This window comes from Chryseobacterium sp. 27AL (assembly GCF_057815395.1).
The window spans coordinates 1-16,077 of record NZ_JBYRIW010000022.1; the positions used below are offsets into that span (position 1 = coordinate 1).

The 16,077-nt window shown below is 36.8% G+C and carries 15 protein-coding genes and 1 pseudogene; 14 read left to right on the forward strand and 2 right to left on the reverse strand.

All coding sequences use genetic code 11. The features are described 5' to 3' along the window. Together AC3WV0_RS17875 and AC3WV0_RS17880 are read left to right on the forward strand one after the other, a co-directional pair. A pseudogene (locus AC3WV0_RS17875) lies at positions 1–948 on the forward strand (hypothetical protein); the annotation flags it as partial. Between the two features lie 23 nt (positions 949–971). After that, positions 972–1,538 (forward strand): hypothetical protein, encoded by a 567-nt coding sequence (locus AC3WV0_RS17880; protein ID WP_488847456.1) that lies wholly within the window; start codon positions 972–974, stop codon positions 1,536–1,538. Between the two features lie 93 nt (positions 1,539–1,631). On the opposite strand, the gene AC3WV0_RS17885 is transcribed toward AC3WV0_RS17880, so the two are convergent. Beyond that, positions 1,632–1,964 (reverse strand): helix-turn-helix domain-containing protein, encoded by a 333-nt coding sequence (locus tag AC3WV0_RS17885; RefSeq protein WP_488847457.1) that lies wholly within the window; start codon positions 1,962–1,964, stop codon positions 1,632–1,634. 162 nt (positions 1,965–2,126) lie between these two features. Between AC3WV0_RS17885 and AC3WV0_RS17890 the strand changes: the two genes are divergently transcribed. The 6 genes from AC3WV0_RS17890 (at position 2,127) to AC3WV0_RS17915 (ending at position 8,675) form a co-directional block, all read left to right on the forward strand. Next, complete coding sequence (locus AC3WV0_RS17890; protein ID WP_488847459.1) at positions 2,127–4,487, forward strand: CHC2 zinc finger domain-containing protein; 2,361 nt, start codon at positions 2,127–2,129, stop codon at positions 4,485–4,487. A 140-nt stretch (positions 4,488–4,627) separates the two neighbouring features. After that, positions 4,628–5,548, forward strand: a complete 921-nt coding sequence (locus AC3WV0_RS17895; RefSeq protein WP_488847460.1) for a tyrosine-type recombinase/integrase — start codon at positions 4,628–4,630, stop codon at positions 5,546–5,548. A 58-nt stretch (positions 5,549–5,606) separates the two neighbouring features. Continuing rightward, positions 5,607–5,876 (forward strand): phage integrase N-terminal SAM-like domain-containing protein, encoded by a 270-nt coding sequence (locus AC3WV0_RS17900; RefSeq protein WP_488847461.1) that lies wholly within the window; start codon positions 5,607–5,609, stop codon positions 5,874–5,876. A 65-nt stretch (positions 5,877–5,941) separates the two neighbouring features. Further along, positions 5,942–6,475 (forward strand): tyrosine-type recombinase/integrase, encoded by a 534-nt coding sequence (locus AC3WV0_RS17905; RefSeq protein ID WP_488847465.1) that lies wholly within the window; start codon positions 5,942–5,944, stop codon positions 6,473–6,475. Between the two features lie 920 nt (positions 6,476–7,395). Beyond that, positions 7,396–8,085: a hypothetical protein gene (locus tag AC3WV0_RS17910; protein ID WP_488847462.1), complete on the forward strand. Its 690-nt coding sequence runs from the start codon at positions 7,396–7,398 to the stop codon at positions 8,083–8,085. A 23-nt stretch (positions 8,086–8,108) separates the two neighbouring features. Continuing rightward, positions 8,109–8,675: a hypothetical protein gene (locus AC3WV0_RS17915; protein WP_488847456.1), complete on the forward strand. Its 567-nt coding sequence runs from the start codon at positions 8,109–8,111 to the stop codon at positions 8,673–8,675. A gap of 93 nt (positions 8,676–8,768) precedes the next feature. Here AC3WV0_RS17915 and AC3WV0_RS17920 read toward each other — a convergent pair whose 3' ends face one another. Then, the gene (locus AC3WV0_RS17920) at positions 8,769–9,101 is read right to left on the reverse strand and encodes a helix-turn-helix domain-containing protein (RefSeq protein ID WP_488847457.1); all 333 of its coding nucleotides are present in this window, start codon (positions 9,099–9,101) and stop codon (positions 8,769–8,771) included. Positions 9,102–9,263: 162 nt separating this feature from the next. On the opposite strand from AC3WV0_RS17920, the gene AC3WV0_RS17925 reads away from it, so the two are divergent. From AC3WV0_RS17925 to AC3WV0_RS17950, 6 genes are all read left to right on the forward strand, one after another. After that, entirely contained in the window at positions 9,264–11,624 is a 2,361-nt protein-coding gene (locus AC3WV0_RS17925) for a CHC2 zinc finger domain-containing protein (RefSeq protein ID WP_488847459.1), read from the forward strand. Positions 11,625–11,764: 140 nt separating this feature from the next. Continuing rightward, complete coding sequence (locus tag AC3WV0_RS17930) at positions 11,765–12,685, forward strand: tyrosine-type recombinase/integrase (RefSeq protein WP_488847460.1); 921 nt, start codon at positions 11,765–11,767, stop codon at positions 12,683–12,685. A gap of 58 nt (positions 12,686–12,743) precedes the next feature. Further along, complete coding sequence (locus AC3WV0_RS17935) at positions 12,744–13,013, forward strand: phage integrase N-terminal SAM-like domain-containing protein (RefSeq protein WP_488847461.1); 270 nt, start codon at positions 12,744–12,746, stop codon at positions 13,011–13,013. A gap of 65 nt (positions 13,014–13,078) precedes the next feature. Continuing rightward, the gene (locus tag AC3WV0_RS17940; RefSeq protein ID WP_488847465.1) at positions 13,079–13,612 is read left to right on the forward strand and encodes a tyrosine-type recombinase/integrase; all 534 of its coding nucleotides are present in this window, start codon (positions 13,079–13,081) and stop codon (positions 13,610–13,612) included. Between the two features lie 938 nt (positions 13,613–14,550). Continuing rightward, positions 14,551–15,207 carry a hypothetical protein gene (locus AC3WV0_RS17945; protein ID WP_488847463.1) on the forward strand — a complete coding sequence of 219 codons (657 nt, stop codon included), beginning with the start codon at positions 14,551–14,553 and terminating at the stop codon, positions 15,205–15,207. A 21-nt stretch (positions 15,208–15,228) separates the two neighbouring features. Then, a complete protein-coding gene (locus AC3WV0_RS17950; RefSeq protein WP_488847464.1) occupies positions 15,229–15,693 on the forward strand; it encodes an Imm44 family immunity protein in 465 nt (154 codons plus the stop codon). Positions 15,694–16,077: the final 384 nt, after the last annotated feature.

The window sequence follows — 16,077 nt, forward strand, 5'->3', positions numbered from 1 at the left end:
ATTGATCCGTTAGCAGAGCAAATGAGAAGGTATTCTCCGTATAATTTTGCTTTTAATAACCCGATTAATTTCATTGATCCTGATGGGATGGCGCCTAAACGACTAACAATGGCTACGGATGGAGGTACAGTAGATTACCAACCCGGATGGACAAATCCTAACTGGTTAAGTTTTGGAGACGCTGGTTATAGTGACAGCTATGGGTTTGGTACTATAGCGAGTGGTGGTGGAGGAAGTAGCGCTTTCGGGGAAACACAGATGTACAAAGACATCATGGCATATCTTGCCGATGGTGGAAGTTCGTTGAGTCCATGGATGCAGGCGAATATTAACGGAGAATACCAACCTCTTAATAAATCTACATTATTAAATCATGTTAGCCAATTATATCCTGGACTTTCAGCAGGTGCTCTACAGCAAAAAGCAGGTAGTTTATTTGAAAATGCATTTAATACAATCATGGGAATAGATTATTCTTCTCTAAATTATGAAAGTAATGATTTAAAAATTGCAGGAATGTATAAGAATAGAGCAAGAAACACGATTCCTGATGGTGTTTTTGATTTAGTACGAGACAACTATTATTCAGTAGAAGTGGGACGTTTGAGAATTCCAACGCCTTTTCCTAAAAATTCAATAAGATATTCAGGAGCTCAATTTGCGGAAGTAAAAGCAATGGACGGGACTCTTTATAGCAGCTCTAATACTGGGCAAATTTCTTCAATGATTTATTCAATGAGTAGAAATAATGGAGTAAAAGATTATGGAGGACAATTTATAATTGGAACAACTGCAGATACTATTATATCTCCACGAATTATTGCAGAAGGCGCAGCTTATGGCATACAAGTCATTCAAATGACAGCACAATATAGAATGGTTTCCGGTGCTATGCAAGTACGATTTTATTACGGAGGTCCTAGTCCTAGTAGCGCATTTATAAGATAATTTATAATTCAACGATTAATTACATGAAAAAAATATTAGTAGTAATTTGTGTATTTTTAAGTTTAATTTTATTTAGCCAACAGAATATGAATAAAAAATTAAATCACTTATTCCTTGACTTAGACTTAAGTTTAACTCCAGAAGAAATGATAAAGAAATCAACCTTAAAGTTCGAATATGGAGTTAATCAAGGTGTTGCTTGGACAGGTGGAAATACCAAAACATTTATCACAAAGTTTAAAGAACATCAATTAATAGAATCTAAAATAAATGGTGGACAAATATTTATTAAGCAAAGTGATAAAGAATTACAGTCAGGTTCATATGAAATAACCGAAAGAATTGATTTTCAAAACAGTGATGATTTAGTAAATGAATTTCACAAGCTTTCATCAATTTATGATGAAAGTGCGTTCAAAAGCAAGAATTTAATTACAGAAAATAATAATCATGAAATCATATCTCAATATAATGAAATTTTAATTAAATCAGAGGGAAATATTTCCAAACTGACTATTGGATATTCCTTACCTAATATAAGTGGTCAACTCCCTTTTTTAATAATTTCTTATAAAAATATGGAACAGTAAAAGAACCCGATCTCGCGGATTTGTAATCCGTGAACAACAATAAATAACCCACTGCAATTGCGGTGGGTTTTGTGTTTTATAATAAAGCAAAACTTACTTATAAGCTTTTCTAGCATTAAAATCCCTGATGGTAAGATCAAGAAACCTTGTCACGAGAGCTTTATCTTCTTCGCTCATTTCCTGTATGGCTTCAAACTTTTTCAGAAGCTCTTTATCTTTTATAGAAACCGTTTCATCGTTCAGTAATGCATCACTTGAAACCCCTAAAGCATCGGCGATATTTTTAAGCGCATCCGCAGGCGGGATGCTGCTTCCCAGTTCGTAACGGGAAAGACTTTTATTATTCACCTGAGACTTTTCCGCAAGCTCTGCCTGGGAAAGTCCTTTTTGTTGTCTGTATAATCTTATACGTTCTGCAATAGTCATAAGTGAGATTCTAAACAATTAAACACCTTATAAATGCGAATTTAAGACAAATAAGAGTAGAATAAAAATATAAATCTCGAATAAGACTTGTTTTATATTCTCGTAATTGTTACTTTTGGGACAAATATGAGAATGTAATTTTTTTTCAAAAATTTTTATCCTATGGAAATCTCCGCCATCAAACAACATCTTTCTTTATCTGAAATCTTAGATCATTACGGGCTGAAACCCAAAAACAAAATGCTTCACTGTTTTTATCACGAAGACAGAACGCCAAGTCTACAGGTAAACCTGGAAAAGAATTTTTACAAATGCCACAGTTGCGGAAAAACCGGAGACGTGATCCAGTTCATAGAAGATTATGAGAAGATCTCCAAACACGAAGCCATCAAGAAAGCAGAAAGCCTGGTTGTTGGTTCAAAGTTGTTAGTTGATGGCAGAAAACCAACAACCAAAAGCGAACAGCCAGCAACCAACAACAACCCGCCCGACACCGAATTTTTAGAAAGAATGTTCTCTTATTTTAAAAATGCGCTTCACAGCAGCAAACCTGCAAAAGATTATGTAGCCAGAAGAAATCTCGACAACAGCATTTTAGAAATCGGCTACAACTCCGGGCAGTTCCATCATGGGGAAAGGAAAACGGAAGAACTTTTGAAGAAAGCCCTGGAAGCAGGATTATTGCAGGACAAAGGTCTTATCAACAGCAGAACCAAAGAAAAAGGATACAGCCCCTTTGCCAAGTGGTGCATCTGTTTTGCGCTGAGAAACAAAGAGCACAGGATCACCAGCTTATACTTCCGCTCCACCCTGCACGATGACCCTTCGATGGCAGGCTCAACTGCGAAACACTTCTACCTGAAGAACCGATCAGGAATTTATCCGGGATATCCGAAACAGGACACTAAGAAATTAATCCTTACAGAAGCCATTATCGATTGCGCAAGTTTGCTTCAGATACAGCCAATTGCCAATAGCTATTCGCTAATGGCCTGCTTTGGAACCAACGGATTGAACGAGGAAATTTCACAGGCAATAAAAGAATGGCTGGTCTCAGAGCCTGTCGAGGAAAAAGAAATTATCTTTTGTTTTGATAACGATGAAGCAGGAAAAAAGGCGGTGGAAAAGTACAGTAATTTGATAATGAATGAATTTGAAAATTTGAAAATTACAACCGTTGAGCTACCCTGTAAAGATGTTAACGAAACCTTACAGCTTCATGATGAAAGTATATTTACACAGCTTTTGGAAGAAAGGAGAATTTTATTTTCATCGGAAGTCAAGAGCCTTTACACGCAATTAAATGAAAAACCTGCGCAATCAGCACAATCAGCGGCAGAACCCAAAACAGCAATCGAATTTTTAGAGCAGAAGAATGTGCTTCAGAACCTGAACCGGCTCATCGAAAAAGCAGGAATCATCGGTGAAGAACAGTCCAGGCTTCTGCTCTTTTTAATTACGATCAGTTATTTAAACAAAAGCCCACTACACGGAATTGTACAGGGAAGTTCGGGAAGCGGAAAGACGCATATTATAAGCAGGATTGCGGATTTAATGCCACAGGAAGATGTGTTGAGATTTACAAGAATTACAGAAAGTTCCCTTTATAACTGGGGCGAATATGACCTGTTCCAAAAGATCATTATTATTGAAGATTTAGACGGATTAAAAGAAGATGCTTTGTATGCCCTTCGTGAATTTATCTCGAACCAGGTGCTGAGAAGTTCAGTCACCATCAAAGACAAAAAAGGAAACAACAAATCTTCCCATAAGATTGTAAAAGGACAGTTCAGCAGTTTATCAGCCACCACCAAAGGCGAAACCTACGAGGATAATATGAGCCGAAGTTTTTTAATTGCCGTAGACGAAAGCAAAGAGCAGACGCAAAGAATCATCCATTACCAAAACCAAAGAAACGCAGGAGAAATTGACCGAAACGAGCAGGAAAAAGCCATTGGTTTTATACAAAAGCTGGTTAGAAATTTAAAGCATTATGAGGTCATTAATCCATTTGCTACGAAACTGAATCTTCCTGAGAAAGTCCATAAAATAAGACGGTTAAACGAAATGTACCAAGCCGTAATAAAGCAAGTTACTTTTATTAATCAGTACCAACGGGAAGTTAAAAACGGTTATTTGATTACGGAGATTGAAGATATCGAACAGGCCACAGAAGTACTTTTTGAAAGCATTGTTTTAAAAGTAGACGAATTAGACGGAAGTTTACGGCAGTTCTTTGAAAAGCTGAAGAAATATCTTACCCAGAAGAAAGGAAATAAAAGCAACTCCGACACGGAGTTTATGCAAAGAGAAATAAGACAGGAATTTAATTTATCGAAAACGCAATTACAGCGATATATCAACACGCTTTTAGAGTTAGAATATATTAAACAGGTTGGAGGATTTAACAATACAGGAATCCGTTACAAAGTAAGTTACTGGGATAATTATCAGAAATTGAGAGCAGAAATAAAAGACTATTTACTGAAGCAGATTAAAGAGCTTAAGACCGAAAACAAATAAGTCTGGTTCACTACGGTTCGCCATTGGTTCACAAAAAACAAAGCTACGACAGCGTATATAACTAAAAACCAGCAACTAAAAACCATCAACAAAGTTAGTGACCCAAAATAAAAAATATTGAGTAAACCAAACCGTCATACATGGCAACATTATACACAAAAGTTTACGAGCAGGAAGTATTAAACTACAAAACCCATTTAGAAATCTTAGGCTACAGCCCTGCAACGGTAAAAGAAAAACGCCTCTATTTAAAAGCATTCTTTACCTATTTGGAAGAAAATAAAATCTTTACTTTAGAAGAAATACAGCCCAAAGATATCGCAGTCTATTACAAAACCTTACAGCAAAAAAAGAATCGTATCACCGGAGAACTACTCAAAGGAGAAAGCATAAAGGGAAGAATGCGGATCATCCAGAAATACTTCAGCCATTTAATCGAAACCGAAACCCTCAGAAAAGATCCTGCATCCGCCTTTATTTTTTCATCTGAACCCCAAAGAAGAGAGCGGATTATTTTTACCCGGGAACAAATCCGGGAACTCTATGAAGCAACCGAAAACCTACAGGAAAGAAACATCTTAAATCTTGCCTACGGATGCGGGCTGAGAGTCGGAGAACTGGTAAGAATCAACAGAGAAGACATTAATCTTCAGGAAAATGTAGTGATCGTAGAAAAAGGAAAAAACAACAAAAGGCGGCTCGTGCCGCTGACAAATAAAGTGAAAGAAGAATTGCAGGAATTTATTTCTTCACTTGAAATCGACAAAGGAGACAACAACCGACCTCTGTTTTACAACACAGAAAACCACAGAATGCAATCCGGAAGTTTTGTGAGAATCTTAAAAACACTGCTTCAGAAAACAGAATTTGGAAAAAGATTGACAATACAGGAATTGCGCAAAATCGGAATACATACCCTTCGGCACTCCATCGCAACACACCTTTTAGAAAACGGAATGAAGCTTGAGCAGATCCGGTACTTTTTAGGACACGACCATATTGAAACCACAGAAATTTACACACACATTAATCAGCAACAATTAAATGATTTAAAGATTTAAAAATTTAAAAATGGAAAATCATCTAAAATTTAAAATCTAAAATCTACAATTAATTAAGATGAAACTCGAAGAATATTTACACGAAAAATACAGCAAAACCTCTTATAAAGTTCATCTGTATATGATTGGCAAATATCTGGACTATATGGGCCGAAAAGCCAAAACGGCGCAGTACAAAGACATTCTACACTTCATCGCCCACCTCCGGAAGAATGAAAACTACACTCCCGAATCCGTTAAACGTTATTTATCCGAAGTAAAAATTTATTATAATTACCTCTTGGAAGCAGGACTCCGGAACGACCATCCCTGCAGGGACTCTATTTAAAAGACAAAATCGACAGGCAGATAAAAGTAGACCGTTTATACAGCGAAGAAACATTAGAGAACTACCTGGCAAAAACACGGCAAGATCCGGACGGAAAACTCAAAAAAAGAAACGAAGTCATTGTAAGTTTATTGGTATATCAAGCCTTAACAGCAGCGGAAATCTGTAATCTAAATACTGAAGATATCAATCTGGAAAAAGCAGAAATCTACATCAAATCACCACACCGGAAAAAAGCAAGGACGCTCCCCTTAAAAGCCTCTCAGATCCTCTTATTTTACCATTATCTTACAGAAGACTATCCCAATCTTACGAAATATTTAAAAGATCCTAAAAAACTCATTACAGGAAGATTACAGGAAGAAGCAAAACCCAATGCCTTAAACCGGATAATTAATGAAAACAGAAAACCCGAAGAAAGACTAAAACCCAAAAAAATCCGTCAAAGCGTCATTGCCAACCTTTTAAGAAAAGAAAACGATACAAGAATCGTTCAGGTTTTTGCGGGACACAACAGAGCTTCCACAACCGCCGGGTACAAACAAACCAGATTAGAAATCCTGAAAAACGCCATCAATACTTTTCATCCAATTAGATAGAAACATACTTTTCCTTACCCGAAATATACATGAAGTCCCTGTGAAGAATATTTTAGCACAGGGACTTATACTTTTAGCACCTCGGAAAATACTTTTACCACCTTAGAAAATACTTTTAGCACCTTAGAAGAATATATTACTGTATTGGAAGAATATTTTAGCTCCTGAGAAAATACTTTTGCTCACTGTAAATAATATTGTAGAAACCCGGCTGATACTTTTAATCACTGAGTAACTCCAACGCCTGCATTTTGAATTATTGTCCCGCCCGCCAATGCTGAAAAAGACATTTTCCTCCAACTCTGAGCCTAAACCTTTGCCTGAACCTTAATGCCACAGCAAATTACATAATCAAAATTATACGCACTCCAGCCGCTAAACGTTGCCTTCCACTGCGTTCCAGTCAAAATCCCTCGGTGCCTATAATTTGAGATTATGCAAAATGCTTTCCTTTGCTGCGTTTTTGAGAAAAACTCCACAGCCAACGCTTTTAGCCGACACCTTTTCCGAATCTTTCCCGGAGCTGAAAAAAGACTTTTCCGCCAACGCTGCAACCACCCTGAATAAGGAAAAATGCGCCCCCGCTCAGAATCGCAGTAGAACTGGAAGTATGTTAAAGGATGTGGATTTGTGGATAAGGCCAGGGCTTTTGCCATTGTTATTTTACCCACAAGTCCACATCTGCGACAACAGCGACAACGATACCACTTTTAGTTATCCCTTATTTTTTTTCAATTGAAATAAAAAATAGGGAAAACCCTATTTTTTTCTTCAGTTGAAATCTATACTTTTGGCATTAGCGAACAGAGAAGCGTTCAAAAGTAAACGTTCGCACGGAAAAAAAGAATGTCCTCGCGCGAGACAAAAGTTGAGTTGGTGTTGTATATGGTGGAGGAAGTAGCGCTTTCGGGGAAACACAGATGTACAAAGACATCATGGCATATCTTGCCGATGGTGGAAGTTCGTTGAGTCCATGGATGCAGGCGAATATTAACGGAGAATACCAACCTCTTAATAAATCTACATTATTAAATCATGTTAGCCAATTATATCCTGGACTTTCAGCAGGTGCTCTACAGCAAAAAGCAGGTAGTTTATTTGAAAATGCATTTAATACAATCATGGGAATAGATTATTCTTCTCTAAATTATGAAAGTAATGATTTAAAAATTGCAGGAATGTATAAGAATAGAGCAAGAAACACGATTCCTGATGGTGTTTTTGATTTAGTACGAGACAACTATTATTCAGTAGAAGTGGGACGTTTGAGAATTCCAACGCCTTTTCCTAAAAATTCAATAAGATATTCAGGAGCTCAATTTGCGGAAGTAAAAGCAATGGACGGGACTCTTTATAGCAGCTCTAATACTGGGCAAATTTCTTCAATGATTTATTCAATGAGTAGAAATAATGGAGTAAAAGATTATGGAGGACAATTTATAATTGGAACAACTGCAGATACTATTATATCTCCACGAATTATTGCAGAAGGCGCAGCTTATGGCATACAAGTCATTCAAATGACAGCACAATATAGAATGGTTTCCGGTGCTATGCAAGTACGATTTTATTACGGAGGTCCTAGTCCTAGTAGCGCATTTATAAGATAATTTATAATTCAACGATTAATTACATGAAAAAAATATTAGTAGTAATTTGTGTATTTTTAAGTTTAATTTTATTTAGCCAACAGAATATGAATAAAAAATTAAATCACTTATTCCTTGACTTAGACTTAAGTTTAACTCCAGAAGAAATGATAAAGAAATCAACCTTAAAGTTCGAATATGGAGTTAATCAAGGTGTTGCTTGGACAGGTGGAAATACCAAAACATTTATCACAAAGTTTAAAGAACATCAATTAATAGAATCTAAAATAAATGGTGGACAAATATTTATTAAGCAAAGTGATAAAGAATTACAGTCAGGTTCATATGAAATAACCGAAAGAATTGATTTTCAAAACAGTGATGATTTAGTAAATGAATTTCACAAGCTTTCATCAATTTATGATGAAAGTGCGTTCAAAAGCAAGAATTTAATTACAGAAAATAATAATCATGAAATCATATCTCAATATAATGAAATTTTAATTAAATCAGAGGGAAATATTTCCAAACTGACTATTGGATATTCCTTACCTAATATAAGTGGTCAACTCCCTTTTTTAATAATTTCTTATAAAAATATGGAACAGTAAAAGAACCCGATCTCGCGGATTTGTAATCCGTGAACAACAATAAATAACCCACTGCAATTGCGGTGGGTTTTGTGTTTTATAATAAAGCAAAACTTACTTATAAGCTTTTCTAGCATTAAAATCCCTGATGGTAAGATCAAGAAACCTTGTCACGAGAGCTTTATCTTCTTCGCTCATTTCCTGTATGGCTTCAAACTTTTTCAGAAGCTCTTTATCTTTTATAGAAACCGTTTCATCGTTCAGTAATGCATCACTTGAAACCCCTAAAGCATCGGCGATATTTTTAAGCGCATCCGCAGGCGGGATGCTGCTTCCCAGTTCGTAACGGGAAAGACTTTTATTATTCACCTGAGACTTTTCCGCAAGCTCTGCCTGGGAAAGTCCTTTTTGTTGTCTGTATAATCTTATACGTTCTGCAATAGTCATAAGTGAGATTCTAAACAATTAAACACCTTATAAATGCGAATTTAAGACAAATAAGAGTAGAATAAAAATATAAATCTCGAATAAGACTTGTTTTATATTCTCGTAATTGTTACTTTTGGGACAAATATGAGAATGTAATTTTTTTTCAAAAATTTTTATCCTATGGAAATCTCCGCCATCAAACAACATCTTTCTTTATCTGAAATCTTAGATCATTACGGGCTGAAACCCAAAAACAAAATGCTTCACTGTTTTTATCACGAAGACAGAACGCCAAGTCTACAGGTAAACCTGGAAAAGAATTTTTACAAATGCCACAGTTGCGGAAAAACCGGAGACGTGATCCAGTTCATAGAAGATTATGAGAAGATCTCCAAACACGAAGCCATCAAGAAAGCAGAAAGCCTGGTTGTTGGTTCAAAGTTGTTAGTTGATGGCAGAAAACCAACAACCAAAAGCGAACAGCCAGCAACCAACAACAACCCGCCCGACACCGAATTTTTAGAAAGAATGTTCTCTTATTTTAAAAATGCGCTTCACAGCAGCAAACCTGCAAAAGATTATGTAGCCAGAAGAAATCTCGACAACAGCATTTTAGAAATCGGCTACAACTCCGGGCAGTTCCATCATGGGGAAAGGAAAACGGAAGAACTTTTGAAGAAAGCCCTGGAAGCAGGATTATTGCAGGACAAAGGTCTTATCAACAGCAGAACCAAAGAAAAAGGATACAGCCCCTTTGCCAAGTGGTGCATCTGTTTTGCGCTGAGAAACAAAGAGCACAGGATCACCAGCTTATACTTCCGCTCCACCCTGCACGATGACCCTTCGATGGCAGGCTCAACTGCGAAACACTTCTACCTGAAGAACCGATCAGGAATTTATCCGGGATATCCGAAACAGGACACTAAGAAATTAATCCTTACAGAAGCCATTATCGATTGCGCAAGTTTGCTTCAGATACAGCCAATTGCCAATAGCTATTCGCTAATGGCCTGCTTTGGAACCAACGGATTGAACGAGGAAATTTCACAGGCAATAAAAGAATGGCTGGTCTCAGAGCCTGTCGAGGAAAAAGAAATTATCTTTTGTTTTGATAACGATGAAGCAGGAAAAAAGGCGGTGGAAAAGTACAGTAATTTGATAATGAATGAATTTGAAAATTTGAAAATTACAACCGTTGAGCTACCCTGTAAAGATGTTAACGAAACCTTACAGCTTCATGATGAAAGTATATTTACACAGCTTTTGGAAGAAAGGAGAATTTTATTTTCATCGGAAGTCAAGAGCCTTTACACGCAATTAAATGAAAAACCTGCGCAATCAGCACAATCAGCGGCAGAACCCAAAACAGCAATCGAATTTTTAGAGCAGAAGAATGTGCTTCAGAACCTGAACCGGCTCATCGAAAAAGCAGGAATCATCGGTGAAGAACAGTCCAGGCTTCTGCTCTTTTTAATTACGATCAGTTATTTAAACAAAAGCCCACTACACGGAATTGTACAGGGAAGTTCGGGAAGCGGAAAGACGCATATTATAAGCAGGATTGCGGATTTAATGCCACAGGAAGATGTGTTGAGATTTACAAGAATTACAGAAAGTTCCCTTTATAACTGGGGCGAATATGACCTGTTCCAAAAGATCATTATTATTGAAGATTTAGACGGATTAAAAGAAGATGCTTTGTATGCCCTTCGTGAATTTATCTCGAACCAGGTGCTGAGAAGTTCAGTCACCATCAAAGACAAAAAAGGAAACAACAAATCTTCCCATAAGATTGTAAAAGGACAGTTCAGCAGTTTATCAGCCACCACCAAAGGCGAAACCTACGAGGATAATATGAGCCGAAGTTTTTTAATTGCCGTAGACGAAAGCAAAGAGCAGACGCAAAGAATCATCCATTACCAAAACCAAAGAAACGCAGGAGAAATTGACCGAAACGAGCAGGAAAAAGCCATTGGTTTTATACAAAAGCTGGTTAGAAATTTAAAGCATTATGAGGTCATTAATCCATTTGCTACGAAACTGAATCTTCCTGAGAAAGTCCATAAAATAAGACGGTTAAACGAAATGTACCAAGCCGTAATAAAGCAAGTTACTTTTATTAATCAGTACCAACGGGAAGTTAAAAACGGTTATTTGATTACGGAGATTGAAGATATCGAACAGGCCACAGAAGTACTTTTTGAAAGCATTGTTTTAAAAGTAGACGAATTAGACGGAAGTTTACGGCAGTTCTTTGAAAAGCTGAAGAAATATCTTACCCAGAAGAAAGGAAATAAAAGCAACTCCGACACGGAGTTTATGCAAAGAGAAATAAGACAGGAATTTAATTTATCGAAAACGCAATTACAGCGATATATCAACACGCTTTTAGAGTTAGAATATATTAAACAGGTTGGAGGATTTAACAATACAGGAATCCGTTACAAAGTAAGTTACTGGGATAATTATCAGAAATTGAGAGCAGAAATAAAAGACTATTTACTGAAGCAGATTAAAGAGCTTAAGACCGAAAACAAATAAGTCTGGTTCACTACGGTTCGCCATTGGTTCACAAAAAACAAAGCTACGACAGCGTATATAACTAAAAACCAGCAACTAAAAACCATCAACAAAGTTAGTGACCCAAAATAAAAAATATTGAGTAAACCAAACCGTCATACATGGCAACATTATACACAAAAGTTTACGAGCAGGAAGTATTAAACTACAAAACCCATTTAGAAATCTTAGGCTACAGCCCTGCAACGGTAAAAGAAAAACGCCTCTATTTAAAAGCATTCTTTACCTATTTGGAAGAAAATAAAATCTTTACTTTAGAAGAAATACAGCCCAAAGATATCGCAGTCTATTACAAAACCTTACAGCAAAAAAAGAATCGTATCACCGGAGAACTACTCAAAGGAGAAAGCATAAAGGGAAGAATGCGGATCATCCAGAAATACTTCAGCCATTTAATCGAAACCGAAACCCTCAGAAAAGATCCTGCATCCGCCTTTATTTTTTCATCTGAACCCCAAAGAAGAGAGCGGATTATTTTTACCCGGGAACAAATCCGGGAACTCTATGAAGCAACCGAAAACCTACAGGAAAGAAACATCTTAAATCTTGCCTACGGATGCGGGCTGAGAGTCGGAGAACTGGTAAGAATCAACAGAGAAGACATTAATCTTCAGGAAAATGTAGTGATCGTAGAAAAAGGAAAAAACAACAAAAGGCGGCTCGTGCCGCTGACAAATAAAGTGAAAGAAGAATTGCAGGAATTTATTTCTTCACTTGAAATCGACAAAGGAGACAACAACCGACCTCTGTTTTACAACACAGAAAACCACAGAATGCAATCCGGAAGTTTTGTGAGAATCTTAAAAACACTGCTTCAGAAAACAGAATTTGGAAAAAGATTGACAATACAGGAATTGCGCAAAATCGGAATACATACCCTTCGGCACTCCATCGCAACACACCTTTTAGAAAACGGAATGAAGCTTGAGCAGATCCGGTACTTTTTAGGACACGACCATATTGAAACCACAGAAATTTACACACACATTAATCAGCAACAATTAAATGATTTAAAGATTTAAAAATTTAAAAATGGAAAATCATCTAAAATTTAAAATCTAAAATCTACAATTAATTAAGATGAAACTCGAAGAATATTTACACGAAAAATACAGCAAAACCTCTTATAAAGTTCATCTGTATATGATTGGCAAATATCTGGACTATATGGGCCGAAAAGCCAAAACGGCGCAGTACAAAGACATTCTACACTTCATCGCCCACCTCCGGAAGAATGAAAACTACACTCCCGAATCCGTTAAACGTTATTTATCCGAAGTAAAAATTTATTATAATTACCTCTTGGAAGCAGGACTCCGGAACGACCATCCCTGCAGGGACTCTATTTAAAAGACAAAATCGACAGGCAGATAAAAGTAGACCGTTTATACAGCGAAGAAACATTAGAGAACTACCTGGCAAAAACACGGCAAGATCCGGACGGAAAACTCAAAAAAAGAAACGAAGTCATTGTAAGTTTATTGGTATATCAAGCCTTAACAGCAGCGGAAATCTGTAATCTAAATACTGAAGATATCAATCTGGAAAAAGCAGAAATCTACATCAAATCACCACACCGGAAAAAAGCAAGGACGCTCCCCTTAAAAGCCTCTCAGATCCTCTTATTTTACCATTATCTTACAGAAGACTATCCCAATCTTACGAAATATTTAAAAGATCCTAAAAAACTCATTACAGGAAGATTACAGGAAGAAGCAAAACCCAATGCCTTAAACCGGATAATTAATGAAAACAGAAAACCCGAAGAAAGACTAAAACCCAAAAAAATCCGTCAAAGCGTCATTGCCAACCTTTTAAGAAAAGAAAACGATACAAGAATCGTTCAGGTTTTTGCGGGACACAACAGAGCTTCCACAACCGCCGGGTACAAACAAACCAGATTAGAAATCCTGAAAAACGCCATCAATACTTTTCATCCAATTAGATAGAAACATACTTTTCCTTACCCGAAATATACATGAAGTCCCTGTGAAGAATATTTTAGCACAGGGACTTATACTTTTAGCACCTCGGAAAATACTTTTACCACCTTAGAAAATACTTTTAGCACCTTAGAAGAATATATTACTGTATTGGAAGAATATTTTAGCTCCTGAGAAAATACTTTTGCTCACTGTAAATAATATTGTAGAAACCCGGCTGATACTTTTAATCACTGAGAAACTCCAACGCCTGCATTTTGAATTATTGTCCCGCCCGCCAATGCTGAAAAAGACATTTTCCTCCAACTCTGAGGCTAAACCTTTGCCTGAACCTTAATGCCACAGCAAATTACATAATCAAAATTATACGCACTCCAGCCGCTAAACGTTGCCTTCCACTGCGTTCCAGTCAAAATCCCTCGGTGCCTATAATTTGAGATTATGCAAAATGCTTTCCTTTGCTGCGTTTTTGAGAAAAACTCCACAGCCAACGCTTTTAGCCGACACCTTTTCCGAATCTTTCCCGGAGCTGAAAAAAGACTTTTCCGCCAACGCTGCAACCACCCTGAATAAGGAAAAATGCGCCCCCGCTCAGAATCGCAGTAGAACTGGAAGTATGTTAAAGGATGTGGATTTGTGGATAAGGCCAGGGCTTTTGCCATTGTTATTTTACCCACAAGTCCACATCTGCGACAACAGCGACAACGATACCACTTTTAGTTATCCCTTATTTTTTTTCAATTGAAATAAAAAATAGGGAAAACCCTATTTTTTTCTTCAGTTGAAATCTATACTTTTGGCATTAGCGAACAGAGAAGCGTTCAAAAGTAAACGTTCGCACGGAAAAAAAGAATGTCCTCGCGCGAGACAAAAGTTGAGTTGGTGTTGTATATGGTGGTGGAAGTGGCACTACCTTCGGAGAAACTCCTGCGTATGCTGCTGCGATGAATGCTTGGCGAAATGGTCAAAGCTTTAATCTTATTAATAAAGGCGGATATCTTAACTGGAATACATTAGACACTGCAGATCCAAATGGAATGCTTAGCGATGGATCTATCGGAGGTATGACTGCGCATTCTTATAAACTTCAAAACACAGAGCCTACAGATTATTCCGGAACAATTATGTTAGCAGGATTGACTGCTTCCGGAGTTTTATTGGCAGATGATGTAACGGTAGTAGGTGTAGCAGATGATGTTGCGATACCACCTATTTTGGCTGTTGCAGCCGTAGCCGCTATTGCTGCAAAAGCTACCTATGAGATAATGAAAATAGTGGACAGGCAGAAAGGACAGCAGGGATTTCAATATGCTTTAACAGCTAATGTTTCTGGTCTGTACCCAGTTTACACTTCAGGATACCCTTTTCCTACAGGTACAAAATATTTAAATGCCGGAGATGTATGGAAATATGGAGAGACTATACAGGGAGTAGATCGATATGATCCAAATTATTTAAGAGGAATTGGACCTGCAGGTGTAGAAATGGAACCTCAATTCTTTGGCAATCAATTGCAAATAAAGATTGCAGAAAAATCCAAGATATACGGTTACTTTTTAATACACGGGGAACTACCTGCGGGTAATAAAATATTTAGATAAATACAATCATAAAAATTAGAAATGAATATTTCAATAAGTTTAATAATGGATCCTATGGCTAAGCATAAATCTAATACCATAGTTAGCATGTCTGAGGAACTTAAAGTGTTTTTCGCAGATAGATTTTATGGTGAAGATATTCAAGATTATATTATAGGTTTTACTTGTGTTTTACCTCCCGAAGGATTTGAACACCTTTTTAAGAAGAAAAAACCAGTATATGTTGATGATAAGACTAAAAAGAATAGATTTACAGGAGAACAGGAAAGAATGTTCAAATTGTTTATAGATTCGATAGACTTAGACAGTACAGAGTATACTGATTTTGTAGACTCTTCAGATGAAGAAAGCAAGAGAATATTAGCGAAAAAAATACTTGAAAGCTTAGAAAACTTGGATAAACTTCCAAAGAAAGTAAAAGACTTTGATAAAGAAAGGTTTAAAGAAGATATGCAACATTTTTTTCAAGAACAAAATCTTTTGTAATCCGTAGTGATCACAAACCCCACCGCAAAGCGGTGGGGTTTGTGTTTTATAGTAAAGCAAAACTTACTTATAGGCTTTTCTTGCATTAAAATCCCTAATGGTAAGATCGAGAAAACTTGTTACGAGAGCTTTATCTTCTTCGCTCATCTCCTGTATGGCTTCAAACTTTTTCAGAAGCTCTTTATCTTTTATAGAAACCGTTTCATTGTTCAGTAAAAAATAATTTTTATAATGAATCGGCTGCTTATGATACCGCAGGAAATATCACATCTCTTCAAAGGAATACAAAAAGTTTTTCTGGCACCGCGGAACTCATTGACAACCTTATCTACACCTATACCGGCAATACTCTGCTCTCGGTAAAGGATGAATCGGAAAACTATG

What these genes read in the sequence shown, in the direction of transcription:
- AC3WV0_RS17915 (WP_488847456.1), top strand. Translation starts at nt 8,109, where the DNA reads ATGAAAAAAATATTAGTAGTAATTTGTGTATTTTTAAGTTTAATTTTA.
- AC3WV0_RS17880 (WP_488847456.1), top strand. Translation starts at nt 972, where the DNA reads ATGAAAAAAATATTAGTAGTAATTTGTGTATTTTTAAGTTTAATTTTA.
- AC3WV0_RS17900 (WP_488847461.1), top strand. Translation starts at nt 5,607, where the DNA reads ATGAAACTCGAAGAATATTTACACGAAAAATACAGCAAAACCTCTTAT.
- AC3WV0_RS17935 (WP_488847461.1), top strand. Translation starts at nt 12,744, where the DNA reads ATGAAACTCGAAGAATATTTACACGAAAAATACAGCAAAACCTCTTAT.
- AC3WV0_RS17920 (WP_488847457.1), bottom strand. Translation starts at nt 9,101, where the DNA reads ATGACTATTGCAGAACGTATAAGATTATACAGACAACAAAAAGGACTT.
- AC3WV0_RS17910 (WP_488847462.1), top strand. Translation starts at nt 7,396, where the DNA reads ATGTACAAAGACATCATGGCATATCTTGCCGATGGTGGAAGTTCGTTG.
- AC3WV0_RS17930 (WP_488847460.1), top strand. Translation starts at nt 11,765, where the DNA reads ATGGCAACATTATACACAAAAGTTTACGAGCAGGAAGTATTAAACTAC.
- AC3WV0_RS17945 (WP_488847463.1), top strand. Translation starts at nt 14,551, where the DNA reads ATGAATGCTTGGCGAAATGGTCAAAGCTTTAATCTTATTAATAAAGGC.
- AC3WV0_RS17895 (WP_488847460.1), top strand. Translation starts at nt 4,628, where the DNA reads ATGGCAACATTATACACAAAAGTTTACGAGCAGGAAGTATTAAACTAC.
- AC3WV0_RS17885 (WP_488847457.1), bottom strand. Translation starts at nt 1,964, where the DNA reads ATGACTATTGCAGAACGTATAAGATTATACAGACAACAAAAAGGACTT.
- AC3WV0_RS17925 (WP_488847459.1), top strand. Translation starts at nt 9,264, where the DNA reads ATGGAAATCTCCGCCATCAAACAACATCTTTCTTTATCTGAAATCTTA.
- AC3WV0_RS17950 (WP_488847464.1), top strand. Translation starts at nt 15,229, where the DNA reads ATGAATATTTCAATAAGTTTAATAATGGATCCTATGGCTAAGCATAAA.
- AC3WV0_RS17890 (WP_488847459.1), top strand. Translation starts at nt 2,127, where the DNA reads ATGGAAATCTCCGCCATCAAACAACATCTTTCTTTATCTGAAATCTTA.